Source organism: Pseudomonas sp. CCC3.1 (assembly GCF_034347405.1).
GTDB lineage: Bacteria > Pseudomonadota > Gammaproteobacteria > Pseudomonadales > Pseudomonadaceae > Aquipseudomonas.
Map to the genome: position 1 here is coordinate 4073613 of NZ_CP133778.1, position 22950 is coordinate 4096562.

The 22950-nt window shown below is 57.8% G+C and carries 19 protein-coding genes and 1 pseudogene; 9 read left to right on the forward strand and 11 right to left on the reverse strand.

What is annotated here, in order from left to right; translation table 11 throughout:
* Nucleotides 1–167: 167 nt before the first annotated feature.
* A pseudogene (locus RHM56_RS17895) lies at nucleotides 168–359 on the reverse strand (LysR substrate-binding domain-containing protein); the annotation flags it as partial.
* A 139-nt stretch (nucleotides 360–498) separates the two neighbouring features.
* Between RHM56_RS17895 and RHM56_RS17900 the strand changes: the two are divergent.
* Complete coding sequence (locus RHM56_RS17900) at nucleotides 499–888, forward strand: DUF4440 domain-containing protein (protein ID WP_322241805.1); 390 nt, start codon at nucleotides 499–501, stop codon at nucleotides 886–888.
* A 768-nt stretch (nucleotides 889–1656) separates the two neighbouring features.
* On the opposite strand, the gene RHM56_RS17905 is transcribed toward RHM56_RS17900, so the two are convergent.
* Genes RHM56_RS17905 through RHM56_RS17920 form a run of 4 tightly spaced genes read right to left on the reverse strand, consistent with a single transcriptional unit; the run spans nucleotide 1657 to nucleotide 6462 of the window.
* On the reverse strand, nucleotides 1657–2517 hold the full coding sequence (locus tag RHM56_RS17905) for an HlyD family secretion protein (RefSeq protein WP_322234610.1): 861 nt from the start codon (nucleotides 2515–2517) through the stop codon (nucleotides 1657–1659).
* Between the two features lie 10 nt (nucleotides 2518–2527).
* Entirely contained in the window at nucleotides 2528–2728 is a 201-nt protein-coding gene (locus tag RHM56_RS17910) for a DUF1656 domain-containing protein (protein ID WP_016781859.1), read from the reverse strand.
* Nucleotides 2718–4904, reverse strand: coding sequence for an FUSC family protein (locus tag RHM56_RS17915; protein ID WP_322234612.1), 2187 nt, complete (start codon nucleotides 4902–4904; stop codon nucleotides 2718–2720). Before RHM56_RS17915 ends, RHM56_RS17910 begins: the two co-directional genes overlap by 11 nt.
* 46 nt (nucleotides 4905–4950) lie before the next feature.
* Nucleotides 4951–6462 carry an efflux transporter outer membrane subunit gene (locus RHM56_RS17920; protein ID WP_322234614.1) on the reverse strand — a complete coding sequence of 504 codons (1512 nt, stop codon included), beginning with the start codon at nucleotides 6460–6462 and terminating at the stop codon, nucleotides 4951–4953.
* 218 nt (nucleotides 6463–6680) lie between these two features.
* Between RHM56_RS17920 and RHM56_RS17925 the strand changes: the two genes are divergently transcribed.
* Nucleotides 6681–7613 carry a LysR family transcriptional regulator gene (locus RHM56_RS17925; RefSeq protein WP_322234616.1) on the forward strand — a complete coding sequence of 311 codons (933 nt, stop codon included), beginning with the start codon at nucleotides 6681–6683 and terminating at the stop codon, nucleotides 7611–7613.
* Nucleotides 7614–7822: 209 nt separating this feature from the next.
* On the opposite strand, the gene RHM56_RS17930 is transcribed toward RHM56_RS17925, so the two are convergent.
* Complete coding sequence (locus RHM56_RS17930; RefSeq protein ID WP_322234618.1) at nucleotides 7823–8569, reverse strand: 3-oxoacyl-ACP reductase family protein; 747 nt, start codon at nucleotides 8567–8569, stop codon at nucleotides 7823–7825.
* A gap of 124 nt (nucleotides 8570–8693) precedes the next feature.
* Between RHM56_RS17930 and RHM56_RS17935 the strand changes: the two genes are divergently transcribed.
* Both RHM56_RS17935 and RHM56_RS17940 read left to right on the forward strand, forming a co-directional pair.
* Entirely contained in the window at nucleotides 8694–9617 is a 924-nt protein-coding gene (locus RHM56_RS17935; protein ID WP_322234620.1) for a LysR family transcriptional regulator, read from the forward strand.
* A gap of 77 nt (nucleotides 9618–9694) precedes the next feature.
* Complete coding sequence (locus RHM56_RS17940; RefSeq protein ID WP_322234622.1) at nucleotides 9695–10684, forward strand: D-glycerate dehydrogenase; 990 nt, start codon at nucleotides 9695–9697, stop codon at nucleotides 10682–10684.
* Nucleotides 10685–10797: 113 nt separating this feature from the next.
* Here the strand turns inward: RHM56_RS17940 and RHM56_RS17945 are convergent, their stop codons facing one another.
* On the reverse strand, nucleotides 10798–11694 hold the full coding sequence (locus RHM56_RS17945) for a DMT family transporter (RefSeq protein WP_322234624.1): 897 nt from the start codon (nucleotides 11692–11694) through the stop codon (nucleotides 10798–10800).
* A 134-nt stretch (nucleotides 11695–11828) separates the two neighbouring features.
* Between RHM56_RS17945 and RHM56_RS17950 the strand changes: the two genes are divergently transcribed.
* Entirely contained in the window at nucleotides 11829–12701 is an 873-nt protein-coding gene (locus tag RHM56_RS17950; RefSeq protein ID WP_322234626.1) for an AraC family transcriptional regulator, read from the forward strand.
* A gap of 153 nt (nucleotides 12702–12854) precedes the next feature.
* On the opposite strand, the gene RHM56_RS17955 is transcribed toward RHM56_RS17950, so the two are convergent.
* The 4 genes from RHM56_RS17955 to RHM56_RS17970 form a co-directional block, all read right to left on the reverse strand.
* Nucleotides 12855–13775: a hypothetical protein gene (locus RHM56_RS17955; RefSeq protein WP_322234628.1), complete on the reverse strand. Its 921-nt coding sequence runs from the start codon at nucleotides 13773–13775 to the stop codon at nucleotides 12855–12857.
* Nucleotides 13776–13975: 200 nt separating this feature from the next.
* Nucleotides 13976–16408: a TonB-dependent receptor gene (locus tag RHM56_RS17960; protein ID WP_322234630.1), complete on the reverse strand. Its 2433-nt coding sequence runs from the start codon at nucleotides 16406–16408 to the stop codon at nucleotides 13976–13978.
* 141 nt (nucleotides 16409–16549) lie between these two features.
* The gene (locus RHM56_RS17965) at nucleotides 16550–17539 is read right to left on the reverse strand and encodes a FecR family protein (protein WP_322234632.1); all 990 of its coding nucleotides are present in this window, start codon (nucleotides 17537–17539) and stop codon (nucleotides 16550–16552) included.
* Entirely contained in the window at nucleotides 17536–18087 is a 552-nt protein-coding gene (locus RHM56_RS17970; RefSeq protein WP_322234634.1) for an RNA polymerase sigma factor, read from the reverse strand. The genes RHM56_RS17965 and RHM56_RS17970 overlap by 4 nt, the downstream gene beginning before the upstream one ends.
* Nucleotides 18088–18271: 184 nt before the next feature.
* On the opposite strand from RHM56_RS17970, the gene RHM56_RS17975 reads away from it, so the two are divergent.
* The 4 genes from RHM56_RS17975 to RHM56_RS17990 all read left to right on the forward strand — a co-directional run bounded on the left by RHM56_RS17975 (nucleotide 18272) and on the right by RHM56_RS17990 (nucleotide 22849).
* Nucleotides 18272–18760, forward strand: coding sequence for a sigma-70 family RNA polymerase sigma factor (locus RHM56_RS17975; RefSeq protein ID WP_322234635.1), 489 nt, complete (start codon nucleotides 18272–18274; stop codon nucleotides 18758–18760).
* Complete coding sequence (locus tag RHM56_RS17980) at nucleotides 18757–19722, forward strand: FecR family protein (protein ID WP_322234637.1); 966 nt, start codon at nucleotides 18757–18759, stop codon at nucleotides 19720–19722. The genes RHM56_RS17975 and RHM56_RS17980 overlap by 4 nt, the downstream gene beginning before the upstream one ends.
* Nucleotides 19723–19892: 170 nt before the next feature.
* Nucleotides 19893–22223 (forward strand): TonB-dependent Fe(3+) dicitrate receptor FecA, encoded by a 2331-nt coding sequence (fecA, locus tag RHM56_RS17985; protein WP_322234639.1) that lies wholly within the window; start codon nucleotides 19893–19895, stop codon nucleotides 22221–22223.
* Between the two features lie 200 nt (nucleotides 22224–22423).
* Nucleotides 22424–22849: an HPF/RaiA family ribosome-associated protein gene (locus RHM56_RS17990; RefSeq protein ID WP_322234641.1), complete on the forward strand. Its 426-nt coding sequence runs from the start codon at nucleotides 22424–22426 to the stop codon at nucleotides 22847–22849.
* Nucleotides 22850–22950 lie beyond the last annotated feature (101 nt).

The window sequence follows — 22950 nt, forward strand, 5'->3', positions numbered from 1 at the left end:
CACACAGAATTAACACGGACATCACATAGAAAACCATCCTATGATAATGCAACACACATAGCGTTATCATTTAACGCACATACAACGCACACCGCCACCGCTTATATATTTTTTAATAAAATCAGAAAAACAATGTAGTTATAACTTTAGTAGAGGGTGCTAACTATTTAGCCATACACCTTCATAAACTCGATAAACACCCGAACTTTAAGCGGTAAGTGCCGTGTACCTGGATATAAGGCATAAACCCTTTGGCGAGTCAGTTACAGGTGCACCCATCTGCCTGCCTGCAAGTCGTCTTCAATTAGCCAGTCCGGCAAGATCGCAACACCCTGTCCGGTTTGCTCAAGGGCTTGTACGCTGTTGATCGCGTGGCATGCTGCGCATGGGCAACACGCCTTTGCCCTATGCTTTTGACGCGGGTGCCGCTTGTCCCCGTATTACGCTTCGATACCCCACGCGTGCTGGCCTGGCTGGCGCCCTGATATGGAAACTGTGATGACTGCTTATTCAAGCTACTTTGGCCTTGTGACTGAAACGCTTGCCGAGATTGAGCGTTGGTTTAGCGGGGAAAATCCTGGTGTTTTGCCAACGTTGCTGAGGCGTTTTTCAGCGCAATTTTCGATGATTACGCCCAGTGGTTCAGTGTTGGATCTGGAGGGTTTGGAGAGGTTGTTTGAGCCACTGCGGGGGATGCGCCCGGGGTTGAAGATTACGCTCAGCGAGTTCGAGGGGCTTGCCTTGTATGAGCACGGTGCGGTGGTCAGTTATCGCGAGTTGCAAGAGCGGCCTGATGCGCCGAAGAATGATCGTCGGGCTACGGTGGTGTTTGAGCGTGATGCCCATGGGAAGGTGGTGTGGCGTCATTTGCATGAGACGTTTTGCTGATGCGCTGATACGTGCGGGGTATGTAGCCGCTGCCGCAGGCTGCGATCTGCCGCGTAGCGGCAGCGCTTTTAAGGTTTCGCGTACATATCCATTTGATTTATTACGGCTTTTTACGGGTTTCGCCCTTACGGCGAGGCACTTTTGTCAAGCAGCCACAAAAGTTCCCAAAAAGGCCTTGCTCCCACGTACGGCCTTCGCTTCGCGAAGGTTCCCTCGCGCAGGTTAGCTCCGTGAGCACGCCGTGACGGGCCATCCATGGCCCAACACGGCTCTCCCGGCATCCATGCCGGTCAACCCACTACGCGAAACCTGCACTCGGCCTCCCGAAGTCGCAGGTAGATCAAGATCAAAAGCCAGATCACAAGCAGTTCGCGGCGAACGCTGGCTACGCTTTTGACCTGAAAATTACGTCTGCCGCCACGCGATGGCATGAACAACTCAAAGGCCCCTCACAGGAGGCTGAACGCAGGTGCTGTTATGGGGGTCGACCGGCATGGATGCCGGGAGAGCTGCGCCGGGCCAAGGATGGCCCGTCGCAGCGTGCCCCCATAACAGTGCCGGAGTGAGGGCACCGGGCGAGCCTAAGCGAGCTCGGCCGTATGGTAGGGCAAGGACCTTTTGGTTCCTTTTGGGGCTGTTTGCCAAAAGGAACTCGCCGTAAGGGCGAAACCCGTAAAAAGCCGTAATAAATCAAATGGATATGTACGCGAAACCTTAGAAGCGCTGCCGCTTCGCGCCAGATCGCAGCCTTCGGCAGCGGCTACAGAATTACTTATCGTCCTGCTGCACGATCACGGTGCAGGTGGTGCCTGCCGCCAACAAGTAACCCTCAGGGATTTCATCGATGTGGATACGCACGGGTACCCGCTGGGCCAAACGCACCCAGTTGAATGTCGGGTTGACGTCTGCCACCAGTTCGCGGCTCTCGGGGTTGTCGCGGTCGTAGATACCGCGCGAGATGCTTTCTACGTGGCCTTTCAAGACTTCACCGCTCATCATTTGCAGCTCTGCTTTGTCACCCACACGGACGTGCGGCAGTTTGGTTTCTTCGAAGAAGCCGTACACCCAGAACGAGTTCATGTCGATCACGGCCATTTTCGGATCACCAACCCGCGCATAGTCACCCGGATGCACGTTGAGGTTGGTCACGTAGCCGTCGACCGTGGCCAGCACTTTGGTACGTTTGAGGTTGAGTTTGGCTGCGTCCAGTTGGGCCTGTGCGTGCTGGTAATCAGCCAGTGCCGAGTCGGCAATGTTGCTCGCGTCATCACGGTTTTCACGTGAGATCACCAGGTTGTCCATGTCGGCCCGGCGACGGGCGTTTACTTTGCGCATTTCCCAGGTGGACTTGCGTGAAGCCACCAGCGATTCGGCTTGTTTCACGGCAATGACGTAGTGCTCAGGGTCGATTTCGAGCAGCACATCGCCCTTTTTCACCAATTGGTTGTCTTTGACCGGCACGTTGACCACGTAGCCGTTCACGTCAGCAGCAACGTTGATGATGTCAGCCCGTACCCGGCCATCACGGGTCCACGGGGTGTTCATGTAATGCTCCCAAAGGGTGCGGCCGATCCCTATCGCAAGGGCCAAAACCAGCAAGGTGGCGAGCAGGCTGAAGAACTTTTTCATCGGATCAGTCTCAACGGTAAACAGTGAGCGCCATGGCGCCAAAAAGACAGGCAAACAGGCTCAAGCGCAACAGCGCCGGGTGCCAGAAGAAGCGGTACAGGTCGTAGCCGGAAAACAGTCGGTCAAAGCCCCACGCCAACCCCGCCGCGATAAAGAACATCAGGGTCATGGTGGGCATGTAGACGCCGTGGAAGGCGATTTCACGAGGCATTTTCAAGTCCTTGCGGCTGGGCGTAAGCCGCCAGCGGCGATTGCGGGTCGAGCAGTGAAGAACGAATAAAGTGCAGGTAGCTTTGCACCCGTACCAACGCCGAGGTGTCGAAGTTGCGGGCAAAGGGTTCATCGGTGGCCTGGACTCGGCTGATAGCGTGATCGACGGCGATCAACGCACGTTCGAGGTTGTTTTCGCTGGGGGCGATAAACAAGCGCACCAGCGAGCGGCCCATCACCCGAATGGCCTGACGCCACGGCTGGGATTCGGCATACGCCGGGTGCACCGGCAAAATCGCCTGTTCTTTGCGCAATTCGATGATCGCGTGCCCCACTTCCAGCACCACGAACATCCAGCGCAACAGTTCACGCTGCACTTTGGGCTGCCCCGTGGCCAAGCCATACGCCTGGTGCATGAGGTCACGGGTACGGCTTTCGAGGCTAGAGCTCAAACCACGCAACTTGCCGCTGATGGCGTACACCACTTGTTCACGCAAGTCTTGTTCCAGACGGCTCCACAGCCAGCGGCTGTTGGGCGGCAGGATGATTGCCCCCGCCGCCGCGCACACCAGCATGCCCAGCACCATGGCGATGTAGTCGTTGATGAACTGGTACGGGTTGTAAATAGTCAGGTTGTCGGGCACCGAACCGGTGCTGAAAAAGATCAGCAAGCCCAGGCCAACCCCCACGTAGTTGGCCCGCGAGGTCAGGAACGAGCCAAAGACGATGACTGGGGTCAACACCAGGCACAGCAACGGGAAGCCGTCGATGTGCGGTAGCACGAAGAACATTTCGACAAAGCCCACGATCGCCCCGATGAACGTCCCGCAGGCCATTTGAAACGCCATGCGTTTGGGATTGGGCGTGGCCGCCGACAGGCCGACCGTGGCTGCCGCGATCAAAGTCATGGTGGCGCCGCTCGGCCAGGCCGTCATCACCCAGTAGGTACCCAGTACCACCAGGATAAACGCCGCCCGAATCCCTGAGGCCGCCGCCGACCACCAGTTGGTCTGCGAGATAAAGGGTTGGTCCCAACGCTCACGTTCGTGCGTGTGGTCGGCCAGCGACGCATGGGTCAGCGCGTAGTTGTGCAAATCGTCCACAAAGCGGAACAGCAGTTCAAAGGCGGTGTTGAAGTCCAGGAAATCCGTGTCGCTGGGCTGGCTTTCGAGAAAACTGACGCGCAGCGCACGCACATGCCCTGGCAGACGATCCTTGAACGCGGCCAGTTGCTCGGCCAATACAACGGCGTCTTTATCGGTCAGGGAGCGCCCGTTGTACGGATCGAGCAGTTGCGCCAGCAATTGCATCTCTGGCTCAACCAGCGAGATGACAGGTTCCACGCCCCGCGTGCGCAGCCGCGCAAGCAGTTGATGCAAGGCGTTGAAACGCGTGGTCACGGCCATGAACTCGCTGTTGAGGCGGCTCAGGCGACCACTGCGACGACGCATGTGCGGGTCTTCGAAGACGGTCACGCTGCGCATGCCTTCCAGGCCCACGCTCTCGCCAATAAAGCGCACGTTGCTGGCTTCATAGGCTTCTTGTGTCGACTGCCCGCGCAGGCCTTCTGCAACAAAGCCTGCAAACACGCCAAAGCGTTTGTACAGTGCGTCGTGCATCGCTGCCCCCGCCGTTTTCGGCAAGATGGCGGCGCTGACCACGGTGGAACACAAGATACCCAGCGAGATTTCCAGCACCCGCCACACGGCGGCCATGAACGCGCCGTCCGGGTGTGCCAGTGCAGGCAGGCCGACCATCGCGGCGGTGTAACCGGCCAGAACGAAGCCATACGCGCGAAAGTTTCGGCAGCGGGCGGCACCGGCCGAGCAGATGCCGACCCAAATCGCCAGTGACCCCAGAAACAGCACGGTGTTTTGGGCAAACAGCGCAATCAGCGCCACCATCACCGCCGAGCCCGTCAGGGTGCCCAAAAACCGATAAAAGCTTTTGGCGAATACCTGGCCACTTTGTGGCTGCATCACGATGAACACGGTGATCATCGCCGTGCGCGGTTGCGGCAGTTCCAGGCGCATGGCGAGCCATAAGGTCAGGAACGCTGCGATCAATACTTTGAAAATATGAACCCAGGTCACGCCATCGCTGCGCGCCCAGTCAAAAAAGCCTCGGCGCCATTCCAGCGAATACAGCCAGCGTACCGGGGCAGGTAAATGGTTCATCTACAGGCTCTCAAAATGGGCTGAAACTCTACGTAGGAGCTATCCATCAGTGGTCAAAAAGGCTCATGACCGCTGGCGGTTTGTTCGGCACATAACGGTCGTCTTTGGGCACATCGCTGCCCGCTTCCAGGCCGCCACCCAGCGCCGTTACCAACTCAGCGTGAGCACTCAGTCGCGCCGCCTCGACCTGCTGCTGCACGTTTTGCTGACGCAATAGCAAGGTTTGCGCATTGAGCACGTTGAGGTAGTCGGTCAAGCCACGCTGGTAGGCGATCATGGCGATGTCGTAGGTTTTCTGCGCAGCCGCCACCGACTCGGCAGCGAACACGTGCTGCTTGTCCATCGACTCACGCTTGATCAGTTGGTCAGAGATGCTTTTGAGCGCATCCACCAGCGTCTGGTTGTACTTGGCCACTGCCAGGTCATAGCCACCCGAGGCCGCGCCCAACTCTGAACGCAGGCGACCGCCATCAAAGATCGGCAAGGAAATCGCCGGCCCCACGTTGTAGCTCATTTTTTGCGCAGTCAAAAAGCCCAGCGCCGTCCCGCCAGTGGCCATGAAGCCGATGCTGCCGACCAAATCGACATTCGGGTAAAAACCCGCATGGGCGACGTCTATGCCACGCGCTTGAGCGGCGACTTCCCAACGACTGGCGACCACGTCTGGACGCTGGCCGAGCAGTTGGGCTGGCAGGGTTGAGGGCAATTTGAGTGCCGTGTTCAGCGCCAGCGTTGGACGCTTGAGACGCGCACCCTCCCCCGGACCTTTACCCGCCAGCGCAGCCAGCTGGTTACGTGTCAGGGCGATTTCTTCTTCCAGTGCGTCGATCTGGCGATGGGTTTCGGGCAGCGGGGCTTGCGCTTGGCTGACTTCAAGATGGGTGCCGATGCCACCGTCCAGTCGACGCTGGGCCAAATCACGAATTTGCTCTTGCTGGTGCAGGGTCGATTCGATGATGTCGAGTTGCGCGTAATGCAGCGACAACTGGATATAGGTGCGAATCACGTTGTTCTGCAATTCAAGTTGCGCCTGACGCGCTTGCGCGACGCTCATGTGCGCCATATCCACCGCCTGCTCGGTGGTGTTGCTTTCGCGACCCCACAGGTCGAGGGCAAAGCTGAAGCCTAACTGGGCGTTGTTGTCCCACGTGTTAGCGCTGTCCAGATCACCGGGGCCATAGAATTGGTCCGATGGCCAGCGATGGCGTTTAAGCGTCGAAGTGCCATTAACCTGCAGCGATTCGGCAGACTCCGCGACACCCGCCATGGCCTTGGCCTGACGAACACGGGCGGCGGCAATGGCCATGGTTGGGCTACCCTGAACAGCCAGATTGATCCAACTGTCCAGTTGTGGATCGCCATAAGCGTGCCACCACTGGGCCTTTGGCCAGTTTGCGTCTTGCGCGGCGCTTTTAATCGCCTCGTCAGTGGCCAACGCATTGGCATTGAGCATTTCACCTTTGGGTGCAATGCCACCAAAACCGATACAACCATTTAATGCCAACGATAAAGCCAGAACACTGAGGGCTTTAAGCTCTCTGCTGATGCGACGCTGCACTGCTGCAAATTCCTGACATAGGGGGGAAGGCTTGAGATAGAGAAGTCTATGGCTTGGCAAGCGCAACGATAAGCTGGCATTACTGTGAATCTTTATTACCGTTCTTGGGATAATCCGTTGGTCGAATGCAAACCTGCCTGTAAACGCTGAAACTTCGTGTCACAATTTACTGCTGCCCCTTTGTTGTTGTCCCCTATACCGCCCCTTGAGAGCACTCCATGGACACTTTGCAAAACATGCGCGCCTTCAGTTGCGTAGCCGAAGCCGGAAGTTTCACGGCTGCCGCTGCCATGCTGGACACCACCACCGCTAACGTCTCGCGCGCGGTCTCCAACCTTGAGGCGCACCTGCAAACCCGCTTGCTCAACCGCACCACCCGACGTATTGCCCTGACCGAAGCCGGCAAACGTTACTTGCAGCGTTGTGAGCAAATTCTGGCTTATGTGGAAGAAGCCGAGGCCGAAGCCAGCGATGCGCACTCGCGCCCGGCAGGCCAGCTCAAAGTCCACACCATGACCGGCATCGGGCATCACTTTGTGATCGACGCCATTGCCTGTTATCGCAAGACCCACCCGGACGTGACCTTCGACCTGACCTTGGCCAACCGCGTGCCGGATTTGCTTAACGAGGGCTACGACGTTTCTATCGTGCTGGCCTCCGAACTGCCGGACTCGGGCTTTGTGTCACAGCGTCTGGGCATTACCTACAGCATCGTCTGCGCCTCGCCCGACTACGTGAAAGCCCACGGCTGCGCGACCAAGCCCAGCGACCTGCTCAACCATGCCTGCCTGCGCCTGGTAAGCCCGGTGATTGCCCTGGATAAATGGGTATTTGAAGGGCCTGAGGGCCAGGAAATGGTCTTGATCAACTCATCGCCGTTTTTAGTCAACTCGGCGGATGCGATGCGCACCGCGATCACCAGCGGCATGGGCGTCGGCGTGCTGCCGCTGTATGCCGCCATCGACGGCCTGCGCAACGGCACATTGGTGCGCATGTTGCCCACCTACCGTTCGCAAGAACTGAACCTGTACGCCATCTACCCGTCGCGCCAGTACCTGGATGCCAAGATCAAAACCTGGGTCGAGTACTTGCGCAGCTCCCTGCCAGAACTGTTGGCGGCTCATCAGGCGGAATTGGCGACGTATAGCTGAAAAACAATCGCGCAGACTCTAGGGTGTGCTGCAAGCCGATTTCGTAGCAGTTGCCGAGCTTGCGAGGCTACGTCCGATTGCGAAGCAGTCGTAAAACCCTAAGTGCAGGGTTTAACTGACACCCGGCAGTGCCTGACTTTACGACTGCTGCGCAGCCGGACGTAGCCTCGCAAGCTCGGCAACTGCTACGAGATCGCACTCACAGGTCATCAGGCGCTAAAGCCGCCATCCGCCGTCAGGCTGGCCCCGGTGATGTAGCCCGCTTCCGGCCCGGCCAGGTAAGCGACAAAGCTGGCGATTTCTTCTGCTTTGCCATATCGGCCGATGGCCATCAATGGGATCAGGCTGTCGGCAAAATCGCCCGACGCCGGGTTCATGTCCGTGTCCACCGGGCCCGGCTGTACGTTGTTGATGGTGATGCCCCGCGGGCCCAAGTCGCGAGCCAGGCCTTTGGTCAGGCCCACCAGCGCCGATTTGCTCATGGCATATGGCCCGCCGCCAGCAAATGGCATGCGCTCGGCATTGGTGCTGCCGATGTTGATGATGCGCCCGCCTTCGGTCATGTATTTAGCCGCCGCCTGGGTGGCCACGAATACGCTGCGCACATTGATAGCCAAGGTGCGATCAAAGTCTTCCAGGCTGAAATCTTCCAGTGGCCCAACGGCCAGTACGCCCGCGTTGTTGACCAGAATATCCAGACGCCCGAACGCGTTGACGGTGGCATCAACAGCGTCACGAATTGCTTGGGCATCGGCGCTGTCAGCCTGAATGGCCAAGGCTTTACTGCCGCTGGCAATCAGGCTGTTTTGCAGGTCTTGGGCTTTGTTGGCCGAACTGACAAAGGTAAAGGCAACGCTCGCGCCTTGTGCCGCCAGACGTTTGACGATGGCGGCACCGATGCCGCGTGAGCCGCCCTGAATCAAAGCGACTTTGCCGTGAAGGTTTGCTGTGCTCATGAGTTGCTCCAATGTTGTCAGGCGAGATTGCCTTGTCGATGGAGCGAGTATCGACCTCGGCCACCCAGCCGGGTAGACCGTGATTGCTATAGTCTGTGTCAACTAAAAGTTGTGAGTGGCCCTCATGGAAAGCTTTAGCAGTATCGAATGCTTCGTTCGTAGCGCCGAAGTCGGCAGCTTTGCGCAAGCCGCCCGGCGACTGGGCCTGACCCCTGCCGCCGTAGGTAAAAGCGTGGCCAAGCTTGAGGCTCGGGTCGGTGTTCGCTTGTTCCAGCGAAGCACCCGCCGCCTGACCCTGACTGAAGCCGGCAAGGTGTTTTTGGCCGAAGTAGGACCCAGCCTGACGACGATTCAGAACGCGGTAGCCAACTTGGCCAGCGCCGAAGGTCGCCCCGTCGGCACGCTCAAAGTCAGCATGGGCGTGCTCACTGGGGTGATGTATGTCGTGCCGCTGCTGGGCGAGTTTTTGCGCCGTTACCCGTCGATCACGCCCGACTGGCACTTTGATAACCGCCAGGTGGACCTGATCGGCCAAGGGTTTGATGCCGCCATTGGCGGCGGCTTCGAGCTGCCGCAGGGCGTCGTCGCACGCAGGCTCACGCCCGCCCATCGCGTGTTAGTGGCCTCTGGCGATTACCTTTCACAACACCCGGCCCTCCTGACGCCCGCAGACCTGGAGCACGGTGATGGCATCTTGATCCGCTCCCCGCAAACCGGTCGTGTACGCACGTGGCAATTGACCAGCCGCACCCGTGAACACGCGCCCTTGAGCCTCAAAGCGCGAATGACCATGAGCGACTCGCAAGCCGCCTGCGTCGCCGCGTCCCAAGGCCTGGGGGTCGCACTGGTGAGCATGCCGTTCGCCGTGCCCTACCTGCGCAGCGGCGAACTGGTGCGCGTGCTGCCTGACTGGTATGTCGACGATGGGATCATTTCGATCTACTACGCCGAACACAAATTACTGCCCGGCAAGACCCGCGCATTTGTCGATTTCATCATCGAGCAATTTGCCGAGCAGGGCCTGGCGCAGCGCTTCAGTGCACTCTGAAAACGCTAGGGCGCTGCAAAAGTTGGTAATGAATGTTAGCGTGCTTACATTCCCGACAGCCGACGAGCCTTGTTCCGATGAGCCTTTCTACTGCAAAGAAAACCGTACTAGCCTTTAGCCGCGTCACACCAGAAATGGTCAAGCGCCTGCAACAGGACTTCAACGTCATCGTGCCGGACCCCAAGCTGGGCGACATCAACGCCCAGTTCGATGAGGCGCTGCCCCACGCCCATGGTTTGATCGGCGTAGGCCGCAAATTGGGTCGCCAGCAGTTGGAAAACGCCGAACACCTCGAAGTGGTGTCCAGCGTGTCGGTGGGTTACGACAACTACGACGTCGACTACTTCAACGAGCGCGGGATCATGCTCACCAACACCCCCGACGTACTGACTGAAAGCACCGCCGACCTGGGCTTTACGCTGATCATGAGCAGTGCCCGCCGCGTTGCTGAGCTTGATGCCTGGACCAAAGCCGGGGAATGGAAGGCCAGCGTGGGGCCTGCGTTGTTTGGCACCGATGTGCATGGCAAAACCCTGGGCATTGTTGGCATGGGCAACATTGGTGCCGCCGTCGCCCGTCGTGGCCGTCTGGGTTTCAACATGCCGATTCTGTACAGCGGCAACAGCCGCAAGACTGAACTTGAGCAAGAACTGGGCGCGCAGTTCCGCACGCTGGATCAGTTGCTGGCCGAGGCGGACTTTGTGTGCCTGGTGGTGCCGTTGAGCGAGAAAACCAAACACCTGATCAGCCATCGCGAACTGAACCTGATGAAGAAAAGCGCGATTTTGGTCAACATCTCGCGGGGTCCGGTGGTGGACGAAGCGGCGCTGATTGAAGCGTTGCAAAACAACACGATTCGCGGCGCTGGCCTGGATGTGTACGAGAAGGAACCGCTGGCCGAGTCACCGTTGTTTGCGTTGAAAAACGCCGTGACCTTGCCACACATTGGTTCGGCGACCCACGAAACCCGCGAGGCCATGGCCAATCGTGCGCTGGACAACCTGCGCAGCGCCTTGCTCGGTGAGCGCCCGCAAGATCTGGTCAATCCTCAGGTCTACAAAGGCTAAACCAGTCGAAATCTGTAGCCGCTGCCGCAGGCTGCGATAAGGGCCGAAGGACCTTCAACAACAGGGTCGCTGCGCAACCCATCGCAGCCTTCGGCAGCAGCTACAGGATTTGCTCAAGCCAGTTTGGCCGTCATCGGCACGGGCTTGGGCTTACGAAACACCAGTACGTTGCCCAGCATCACCAGCACCAATCCGGCCAAGGCGGGTGCCGTCCACTGGTATCCCTCAACAAAAGCAGACACGTTAAGCGCCACCAGCGGGAACAACACGGTGCAATACGCCGCGCGCTCCGGGCCCATGCGCCCGACCAGGGTCAGGTACGCGGTAAAGCCAATCACCGAACCCGGAATCACCAGGTACAGCAACGAACCGATGTAGCGCGTGTTCCATTCCATGTTGAACGGGATGCCGTTAAACGCGCAGTACAACGCCAGCATGCTCGCGCCATACAACATGCCCCAGGCATTGGTGGTCAGTGGTTTGAGCCCGGCTTTTTGTTGCAGGCTAGACAACATGTTCCCCGCCGAGAAACACATCGTGCCGATCAGGGCCAACCCCAATCCCAGCAGGGTTTCAGGGGTTGCGGTGTGCCCGCTCAATTCAGGCCAGAACAGCAGTGCCAACCCGAGCAGCCCCAAGCCGCCCCCGGCGATCACGTTTCGGGCGATTTTCTGTTTGAAGAACACCCGCGCATTCAGGGCGTTCCATAGTGTGGCGGTGGAAAACACCACCGCGATCAGCCCCGTGGGCACCCACTGGCTGGCGGTTAAAAAGCACATGAAGTTCACGCAGAACAGGCACAGGCCCTGAGCCAGACAAATCAGGTGGCCGCGCCGGTTCATGACTTGCAGTCGACGACTGAGCAACAACAAGGCAAACAGCACCAACGCCGCCAGGCCGAAGCGATAAACAATCGACACCGGAATCGCAACAACGCCCAGTTGCAGTTTGAGGGCAATCCAGGTGGTACCCCAGATCAGTACCGTTAACGCATATAAAAACAGGTTCATGGCGCACTCCAGTCAATGACGTTCAGTGTGCGGGCTGGCGCATGGCTGCACTTGCAGATTCTTGCGCTTTTGTTTGAACGGGGCTGGCAGGCGGCGCGCGACGGAGTAGGATGCAAAACGTTGGAGATCTGATCATGCACACACTGCACAACCTGCAAGTCTTTCAAGCCATGGGCAGCTCGCCCAACGCCCGACTGGAGCACTGCGCCGAACTGGGTGACGGCATGGCTGCGGCGTTGTGGAGCAACCATCATGACGCGCGTTTCTACGAGGCGCCGACTCACCACACCTTGTCGTGCTACATCTCGGGCGGCACCGGTACCTTTCGCCGCGAAAAACCGGGGGCCAGGGGCGCACCCGGCAAACTCTGCGTGCTGCCAGCCGAGCATGAGTCCTCGTGGATCATTAACGGTGAAATCCGGCTGGCCCACGTGTATGTCAGTCAGGAGCAATTCGCACTGGGCTGCATCACGTTGCTCGACCGCGAACCCCGCACCCTGCAACTGCGCGAGATCACGTTTCAAGACGACGAGCAGCAAAGCCTGCGCTTTCATCAGTTGATCAACATGAACTGGAGCGAACCGGGCGAGCGTTTGCTGACCAGCAGCCTGGCCAGCGCCGTGCTTGACCATGCGCTGTTGAGTCAGGTGGGCATGCGCGACGGGCTACAACTCAAAGGCGGCTTGGCGGCCTGGCAACGTCGCCAATTGGTCGAGCATATCGAACACTCGCTGGCCGAGCCGATCAGCATCGGGCAACTGGCCGCGCAATGCGCGCTGTCGCCGTATCACTTTGCGCGGATGTTTCGTGAAAGCTTCGGCGTACCGCCTCACCAATACGTGCTGGCCCGGCGAATGAGCCGGGCCCGTGAGTTGCTGCGCAGCGGTTCACTGGCGCTGGGGGACATTGCCCTGACGTGTGGTTTTGCCAGCGCCAGCCATTTCACCAATCGGTTCAAGCAAGCCATGGGCGCCACGCCGGGGGAATACCGATTGGCGTTACGTTAGGGTCTGTACGAATTGTTTTCGAGCGAAGATTAGGCGAGGCTGTTTTCAACGCCGCATAACTGAGCGCAGATACATGCCGTACAGCGCCTGAAAACAACAGTACTTGCAATGGCCCATCATTCTGGTGCGAGCCAATCACTGTTAACGTGCCACTTAAATACCCGAATGGGTCGTGCAGTTCATAACTCGATTATTCAAATAAAAATAGTGCAATTTATTATTAAAACTGACCAGTGCAGGCTCATGCGAAGAGCGTTGTCCTACCAAAATATCATGTCCAACCCACTCACCTAGCTGCCGGTGTGAAATGCATAGTTTGTCCGTACCAGCTGCCACATAGGCGCAATACAAGGTGCCATTATGGACACACAGAGAAGGAGGACCTTCTGCCGTCATGCTAGTTTTTTGATGGGGCGACCACTGACCGTTTTCATAGACCATTGTCCAGATCCAACTATCATTAAACCCACGAAATGCGCAGTACAGTTTATTTTCGAAAACAGCCAAGCTGGGTGAAAAACTCATTTGAATTCCGGTAATTCTTATGTGATTACCCCAACCATTGCTATCGAAAATCTTATACCAGACCTCACCCTCTGTATTACCTTGAAAAATCATAAAAAGAGCATCATTAAACACAGCAAGAGCGGGACGATCATTAGCCGCAATTTTCAGATCTGGTATAACGCCCCAGTCGTTGACCCCATATACTTCAAGGCCTCTGAGCTGATAATCATCGTTCACATAAAAAAGGTATAGGGTGTCTCCATACTTCGCTGCCGCAAAACTGGAATTAGGCATCCCCGTAGCGTTGCGTAAAAGACGGCTATGCTTGCCCTCTAGCGCCGAACCGTCACAGACAACAATATCATTGTGAATCGTCTGTCCGACCCATTTAAAGTACTGTATTAGCTTCAGTTTTCCCGCGTCCACAATCACACTGGGGCCACCAATATACTTATATTGACTCTGCTTAGAAAAAGACCAACCCGTTGACAGGCGAGCAGACTTATTCATACGAACTCTCACAAAATCGTCAGCAGACTTTTCATCCAAATCACTTTCATCCAACACAGATAAATTTCCTTATAAATTAATCATCACTCCATAAATAGTCACCTTAGACGCACCGGAATTGAATATCCAACTCACGAAACAATTTGCACACATTAAATATTTACTCACAAAAACCGACTAAACCTCCCCCATTAAAATACCGTTTTTAAAGAGAGGATATTAATATCCCCTCCTTATGTAACAGCACCGACGCTACGTTAAAACTCCAAGGTGCTGGAGAACGTGAACTGGCGCGAATCGCCTATCGAGACGAAGGTTCGGCTGGCCGCCGAGGTGTAGTAGGTGCGGTCAAACAGGTTTTTCACGTTGAACTGGAATTTGACCTTCTGCCCTTCGATGTGGGTGTCGTAGGTGGCAAAGGCATCCGCCACGGTGTAGGCCGGCAGGTCGAAATCGTTCAGGGCATCACCTGCCCGTTCGCCCACATAACGTGCGCCCGCGCCGACGCGCAGTTTGTCACCGCCGATGATATTGCCGAAGTCATACACCGCCGAGACCGAGCCACTGTTTTTGGCCACGTTCTGCAAGCGCATGCCTTGGTAGGTGGTGTCTTTGGTCACTTCGGCATCGGTGTAGGCATAGCTGCCGATCAGGCTCCAGTTGTCGCTCAACTGACCGCTGACATCCAGCTCAAGTCCGCGTGAACGAACCTGACCCGCCGTCGAGTACACGGTGTCTTCGCCCACAGTGGTCGACACCAGCACGTTGCGCTTTTTAATGTCGTACAACGCCACCGTGCCAGTGATGCGCCCCGGAATATCAAGCTTGGCGCCCAATTCCCAGGCTTTGGACTGCTCAGGGGCAATGGCCGAATCCAGCACCATGCCGCCATCCAGCGGGGCGATGCTGGAGTTTGGCTTGAACGACTCGGTGTAGCTGCCGTAGAACGACAGCTCATCGGTGTAGCGGTACACCAGACCGGCACGCGGTACCCATTTCACGCCATTGGTGTCGGTGTTAGCGGTGAACGGAATACCTTTACCGGCCAGTTGGTCGTATTTCTGAAACCGCGCACCCGCCACCAGAATCCATTGATCGGTGAGGTGGATGGAGTCTTGGGCAAACAATGAGTCGCTGCGCAGTAGATCGGTCTGGTTGCTGTCGCTGGCGCTGACAGTCGTGCCGGCCACTTCATTGCCGTACACCGGGTTGAGGTAGCTGAACGTGGACGTGCTGTTCTGACGAATCAACTCGGCGCGGTAAATTTTGCGGTATTCGTCATCAAAACCGAATACGAGGTCGTGTTGCATTCCCGCCGCCTGAACCTTGCCTTGCAGGCTGACAGTAGAGAAACGGTCGGTGGTGAGGGCGCCTTTGGTGCCGTCCATTTTGCGAGTCAACGTACCATCCGAGTTAACGGCTGTGACGCGCACTTGGCTGGCGTCGTAGGTTTCGCGGTTCCAGCTATACCCGAAGTGGGCTTTCCAGTCGTCGTTGAGGTCATGATCGACTTCAAAGCGGTACAGGTCCGAACGCCCTTCCATGTTGTTGAACGGCTCGTCCAGACGGCGCGTGGCCGGGATGTCCAACGGATGATTGGTCGCGGGGTTGATCGCGGTGCCGCGGTCAAACGGCGACAGAAATTCACGGTGTTCGTACGCCAGCAAGACTTGGGTGTTGTCGCCATACCAGGCCAGCGACGGGGCCACCATCGTCTCGCGATGCACGCCAAAGTTGCGCCAGTAATCTTCGTCTTCGTGGTCGATGATCATCCGGTAAGCCAGCCCCGAATCCCCAATCGGGCCGGTGCTGTCGAGGCTGCCGCCGCTGCCGTTCTTGCCTGAGCCATAACTCGAGCCACGAACAGTCAGCGCGTTGTACTGCTGCAATTGGGGCTTTTTGCTGACCACGTTGACCACGCCACCAGGGTCTTGAATACCGTACAGCAACGAGGCCGGGCCTTTGAGCACTTCGACTCGCTCAGCCGTGGCATTGAGCGCCCGCCCCTGCACGATCGGCATGCCATCACGCATGATCGAACCATCGCGGTTGTCACCAAAACCGCGCTTCATGACCGAGTCCTGGGTGCTGCCCAGCGTGTTGCCCTGCGTAATGCCGCTGATATTGTTCAGCGCATCATCCAGATTGCGCGGTGCCTGATCGCGAATCACCTGCGCGGGCACCACGTTGATGGTTTGCGGGACTTCCATCGACGAGCCTGTGCCGCGCATCACGGAAGTCGTGGCCGGTGGTTGATAGGTGGTGTCGTTTTGCAGCTGCGACGTAATGCTGGTGGCGCCCAGGTTCAAGGCACCCTCGGTCGGTTGGGGTTCGAGAGCAAAGGTTTTACCGTCGATGCGGCGGATGTTAAAACCCGACTGCGCCAATAATTGCTGCAAGGCTTGGTCAGCACTCATACGGCCCTTGACCGCCGGGGCTTGCAGGCCAAAGGGCGCTTCGTCGGTGTAGACCACGCTCAAACCCGTCACCCGGCTGAAATCGTTGAGTGCTTGAGGCAACGCTTTAGCCGGCATATTGAAGTCAAACAGGGCCACTGATTGCTGCTGGGCAGAACCTTCAGCCAACGCCACGCTCAGCGGGCTTAGCGCCAGGCCCGCCATCATCAGCGCCGACGCGCCCAACCACTGCTTTACCAAACCGCCTGCCGCCGACTTTGCCCTGGACTTCATGCTCATGACCTGTGTGTGACCTGTACGGAATGCGAATTTTTCGCATTTTCAAGCACTACACGGATGAGCGCGTGGTTTACCTCACCTGAGATTGAAAAATAATTTTTATTTGAAAATTTAAAGCCCCTGAGAGCAAAAAAACTAACGCAGAACAATCACCCGCCCCAACAGGCTGTGCTGCTCAAACCCCAGTACGCCTTGCAGTGAGTTGATGACCGCTTGCGGGTCCTGGCTGGGGAAACTGCCGCTGATGCGCCGATCCCCCAATTGAGTGTTCAACAACACAATCTGGCCTGGGTAATAGCGCTTGAGGTCGGCCACAACGTCAACCAGCGGCGTTTTGTAGTACGTCAGCCAGCCTGTGCGCCAACCCAACTGTGCGAGGCTGTCGACGCGCTGCACGGTCTCTGCCACGCCAGAGGAGTAGGCCACTTGTTGATCGGCGGTGAGAATCTGCTGCGGCGCATCTTTGTCAGCCTTGACCCCGACCCGTCCGGACAACACCGTGACCTGCGCGCCGCCCGGCTGCAAGCGGACTTCAAATTCAGTGCCCAGTACCCGCGCTTCGCCGCCGTCGGCATCCACCACAAACGGCTGACCCGTGTGGGTGACATGAAAGAACGCCACGCCACGGCGCAACTCGACATGGCGCTCAATGCCGTTGAAATTGACCGCGATGGCGCTGTCCGCACCCAGCGTGACTTCGGATTTATCGGCCAGGGTCAACGTGCGCACTTGCCCCGGCGCACTGACGTAATCGGCACCCAGGTCATTCACCCAGCGCATCGGTTGCCAGCCCGCAAACACGCCGACCGTCAGCAGCAGACACGCCGCCACTGCCAACCCGCTGGACCAGCGCGCGATGCGACTGCGACGGCTCACGTTCATCTGCGAGAGGTAGCGCTGCAACACCAGCGCGTCTTCGTCGGCCAAGGTGCTGCCAGCCACTTCGCTCAATTCCCACACCACTTGCGCCTGGGCGTAAGCCTGCGCATGGGCAGGGTCGGCTTGCAGCCAGCGGCTGAAGGTGGCCTGGTCACCACTGTCTGGCTGATCGTGCAGCACGCTCAGCCATTGCAGCGCCGTGCGCTCCTGCTCGGGTGTCACCTGAATAGTCGAATGATGGGTCACAATGCTGTCCCTGGCGGCTCACGCAAGCTGGCCTTGCAGGCCTCTAGGGCGCGCATCATATGTTTTTCGACAGCACTTTGGGACACGCCCATGACCTTGGCGATGTCGGCATAGGTACGACCGTGAATGCGATTGAGCAAAAAGATATGCCGCGTGCGCTCAGGCAGGCGACGCAAGGCCGCTTCTACCTGACGCAAATCATTACCCGCCTCCAGTGCTGCCTGAGGCTCGCTGCATTGAGCATCAGGTTCGGACTGCCAATATTGGTTGACCCGATCTCGGGTGCCTTCGCTGCGCAAGTGGTCAATCGCAATATTGCCCGCACAGCGCAATAAGTAAGTGCCCAGCTCCTCGACCTGGACCAGGGGCCGCCGCCAGAACCGCAGAAATAAATCCTGAACCAGATCAGCCGCCGTGGCCCGACAGCCCACGCGACGGCTCACCAACGCTTCCATTTGCGGGCGCTGGGATAAAAACACCTGCAGAAAATGCGCACGTCCATGGCGCGATTCACTGCCAGGGCCATCCTTGTATTCGGGAGGGGTCATGGGCGTCGATGCGTCAGTCAGAAAAGTAACAGGATATTAATGATAAATATTCTCATAAGCAAAACGAGATGACGGGTTGTGCTGAATCCTTTGATCAGCGGCGATTGCTCAATGCAATCACTCACCCTTACAATGCGAACAATTCTTGTTCTCTAAAGCGTTCTCAACGCAGCTGGAGTGGTCGTTGCCGCAGCCAAACACCGTCGAGGTTCTGTATCTAGACCATCACAGCTGGCTCACGGGCTGGTTGCGGAGCAAGCTGGGCTGCCCGCAGAGTGCTGCCGATCTGGCTCAAGACACCTTCATGCGACTGTTGACCGGCCGCGAGACGCCCACCATTGCCGAGCCCAGGGCGTTCTTGACCGTCGTCGCCAAACGCGTGCTGTTTAACCACTATCGGCGCCAGGATCTGGAACGTGCGTACGTGCAGGCACTGGCTGATCTGCCCGAGCCGCTGGTGCCGTCCGAAGAAGACAAGGCCATCATCCTGCAAACCCTGATGGAGCTGGACCAATTGCTCGACGGCCTGCCCTCCCCGGTCAAGCGGGCCTTTTTGCTGGCACAGGTCGATGGCCTGAGCTACGCCGAAATCGGCGCACAATTGGGCATTTCGATTGCCACGGTCAAACGCCATTTGAACAAGGCAGCCCTGCGCTGCTACTTCGCCCTGTGAACGGCGCGTTTAATAACCCGCCAGATATTGCGCCGGGCGTTGCCGAGCAAGCCGTGAGCTGGTTGGTCGAAATGCAGGACGGCGCGCTCAGCCCGCGTCGTCAGCAAGCGTGGGAGCATTGGCTACAGGCCCACAGCGAACACCAGCGAGCGTGGGAGCACATTCAGCGGGTTAATCAGCGCTTGCGCGGTTTGTCATCGCCTTTGGCCCATGCCGCACTGAACGCGCCGAAAAGCAGCAGCCGGCGTCACGCCCTCAAGGTGCTGCTGTTGTTGGGTGCGGGCTCTGCACTGACTTACGGCCTGCGCGATCAACTGCCGATCACCCCGTTGTTGGCCGATTACAGCAGCCCGATGGGCCAGCGACGTAAAGTGCAGTTGCAGGATGGCAGCCAAATCCAGCTCAACACCGCAAGCTCGGTTGATGTGACGTTTGACGCCCAGCAGCGGGTCATTCGCTTGCTCGAAGGCGAGATGCACCTGACCGCTGCGCAAGATACCCGCCCCATGCAGGTGCTCACCGCAGACGGTATGTTGCAGCCGCAGGGCGCGCGCTTGAACGTGCGCCAATTTAACAACCGCACAGAACTGGCGGTGTTTGATGGCCGAGTCGCGCTCACACCCGCGACCCATACCGGGAGCCCGCTGTGGGTGCAGGCCCATCAACAATTGAGCTTCAATCGCCTGGCCTGGAACCCTGCGCATGCGCTGGACGCCAATAGCAGTGCCTGGACTGACGGCATGCTGGTGGCCGCACACATGCGCCTTGATGATTTTCTGGCCGAGCTGGGACGCTATCGCCGTGGCCAGCTCAATTGCGACCCGACAGTCGCTGAGCTGCTGATCTCCGGCACGTACCCAGTGAACGACAGCGAGCGAATTCTAAACATGCTTGAAGTCAGCTTGCCGGTGCGAATCAAACGCTTCACCCGGTACTGGGTGACAGTAGAAGCGCGGGCGTAACCCCCTGTAGGAGCGAGCTTGCCTCGCGATCTTTTGATCTTTTAAAAGATCGCGAGGCAAGCTCGCTCCTACAAAGATTGTGTTTATTTCAGAGAACGTGAGCTGTTTTCAAATCTGGCGTGACAGAGAAGGTAAGCCACTTCGATTCTCTCCCTTCTCAGGACCTTTTCATGCCCGCTCAGCCGTTCCGTCTCACGTCTTTGGCCAGTTTGTTACTGGGTGCCAGTTTAAGTTTCAACGCCGTCGCCCAGACGGATACCAAGAGCTATCACATCGCGCCCTCTTCACTGGAGAACGCGCTGAATCAGTTCGGACGTGAAGCCGGCGTGCTGATTTCGTTCAGCTCGGCTGCTGCCAGTGGCATTCAAAGCCACGGCCTGGAAGGTCACTTCAACCCCGAGCAAGGCCTGCAAACGTTGCTCGAAGGCACCGGCCTGCAAGCCCGCGCGGAAGGTGAAGGAGCATTCAGCCTGCAACCGGCACCCGCCGCCGACGCCCCGCAAAGTATCGAGTTGGGCGCCTCCAGTGTGGTCGGTGACTGGCTGGGCGATGCCGAGCAAATCAATGTGTTCGAACACCCGGGCGCACGTGACGTGATCCGCCGCGAAGAGTTCGAACGCCAGGGCGCTACGTCTGCCCGCGAGGTGCTCAACCGCATCCCCGGAGTCAACGCGCCGGAGAACAATGGCACCGGCAGCCATGACATGGCCCTCAACTTCGGCATACGCGGACTCAACCCGCGTCTGGCCACGCGTTCGACGGTGTTGATGGACGGCATCCCGGTGCCGTTCGCCCCGTATGGTCAGCCTCAGCTGTCTTTTGCCCCGGTGAGCATGGGCAACATGGACGCGGTGGATGTGGTGCGCGGCGGTGGTGCGGTGCGTTATGGCCCGCAAAACGTGGGCGGCATCGTCAACTTTGTGACTCGTGCGATTCCCGTTGAACCGACAGTCAAACTGGGCGTACAAACCGAAACCAGCCCGTCTTCAACGCAAGATGGCTTCAAGAAAACCGCCAACCTGCTGGCTGGCGGCACCGCCGACAATGGCCTGGGTGGCGCTCTGCTGTACTCCGGCACCCGCGGTAGCGACTGGCGCGAGCACAGCGACACGCGCATCGATGACCTGATCCTCAAGGGCAACTATCAACTCGACGAGGCCAACAGTTTTAACGCCATGGCCCAGTACTACGATGGCGAAGCCCAAATGCCCGGAGGCCTGAGCACAGCGGCCTACAAGGCCGACCCGTATCAATCGACCCGCCCGAACGACAAGTTCTGGGGTCGCCGTACGTTGGTCAATTTTGGTTATCGCTACCAGGAAGACCGTCGCGAGTTCACGGTAAACAGTTTCTTCACCAAAACCCTGCGTAGCGGTTACCTGGATCAGGGCACCTTCCTCTCGCTGTCACCGCGCGAATACTGGGTACGCGGCGTTGAAACGCGTCTGGCCCAAGGCTTCGACTTGGGCAACAGCGTGCACGAAGTGGGCGTGGGGTATCGCTACATCAACGAAGCCGGGCACGAGTTGCGCTACCGTACGCCAATCGCGGACAACCAACTGCCAACCACCAGCAGCCGCAACGACCGTGACACCCGTGGCGCCACTGAAGCACATGCCTTCTTCATCGACGACAAAATTGACATCGGCAAGTGGACATTCACCCCCGGCATTCGCTACGAAATGATCGAACAGCAGCAAACCAACCTGCTGACCCACGTGAAATACAAAGGCGACTACAACACGCCGTTGCCAGCACTCAACGTGATGTACCACGTCACTGACAGCTGGAATATTTACGCCAACACCGAAGGCTCGTTCGGCAGCGTGCAATACAGCCAGATGCCTAACCGGGTCACCGGTGGCGAAGTAAAACCTGAAAAAGCCCGCACCTGGGAACTCGGCACGCGTTACGACAATGGCAACCTGCGCGCGGAGATCGGCGCATTTTTGATCAACTTTAACAATCAATACGACAGCAACCAGACCACCGACACCGTGATCGCCCGGGGCAAAACCCGCCATCAAGGCATTGAAGCCAGCGTCAACTATGCGCTGGAAGGTTTGAGCCCGGTTCTGGCCGGTTTCGACGTATACGCCACCTACGCCTATGTTGACGCGACCATCCGCGAAGATGGGCCGAACAAAGGCAATCGTGTGCCGTTCTCCTCGAAAAACAAAGGCAGCCTTGGCGTTGCTTACACTCAAGGCCCATGGAAGGCCAATCTGGACAGCACCTTCCAGAGCAACCAGTTCGCTGACAACGCCAACACCCGCGCCGAAAGCGCTGACGGCAGCACCGGCCTGATCCCCGGCTACATGCTGTTCAACACCCGCGTTGGCTACGATTTTGGCCATCAATTGTCTGACTTGAACGTCGCTGTCGGGGTCAAAAACATCCTCAACCACGAGTACTACACCCGCTCGTTTGACGACAACAACAAGGGTAAATACGTGGGCGAGCCTCGCACCTTGTATGTCCAGACCTCTGTTGCATTTTGATATAACTCGGCCATGGCCCGCACACGCGGGCTTTTGTCCTTGCCAAAGACTGACGCCGATCAGGGCGGATGATTTTTCCTGAAAATAGTGCTTGAAATATTTGCTCATCGGCTCAAACACTGTAGGTGAGCGCTGACGATGAACCTTTGAGTCGCGAGGCCGTCAGAACTCACACGAGCACGCTAGATAAGGGAAGCATTATGCAAACTGAAGTCTTTTCCGATAAAAACATCGCTGTTGACGCACGCACCCAGAATTGGGTGACAGCTACAGTTGAAGTTACGCTCGAGCGTTACTTGTTAGACCTGACTCGAGTCATCGTGCATGTCACCGATGAGAATGGCGGCAAGTCCGGTCCAAAAGACAAACGCTGCAAAATGGAGGCTCGTCCAAAAGGTCACCAACCGATTCTGGTATCCAACGACGCTAATGAACTGACACTCGCCGTTGAAGGCGCTGCGACCAAACTGGAGCACGCTCTGGAGCATTTGTTCGGCAAGCTGCGTGGCAAACACACCGCTAAACTGCCCGTTGAGGGGTTCGGAGAGAAGGAGCACAAAACCAGTGCCGACGCCTTGCTCGAAGAAGAGTTTCTGGAAAAAGAACAGGCTGCACTCAATAGCTGATTCAGCGCCCAAGGCACACTAAAAAGGGGCGGACTTACTTCGGTAAGCCCGCCCTTTTTTGTGGGCCGCGATTAGCCCATCGAGCGGCTATTGCAAAAAAG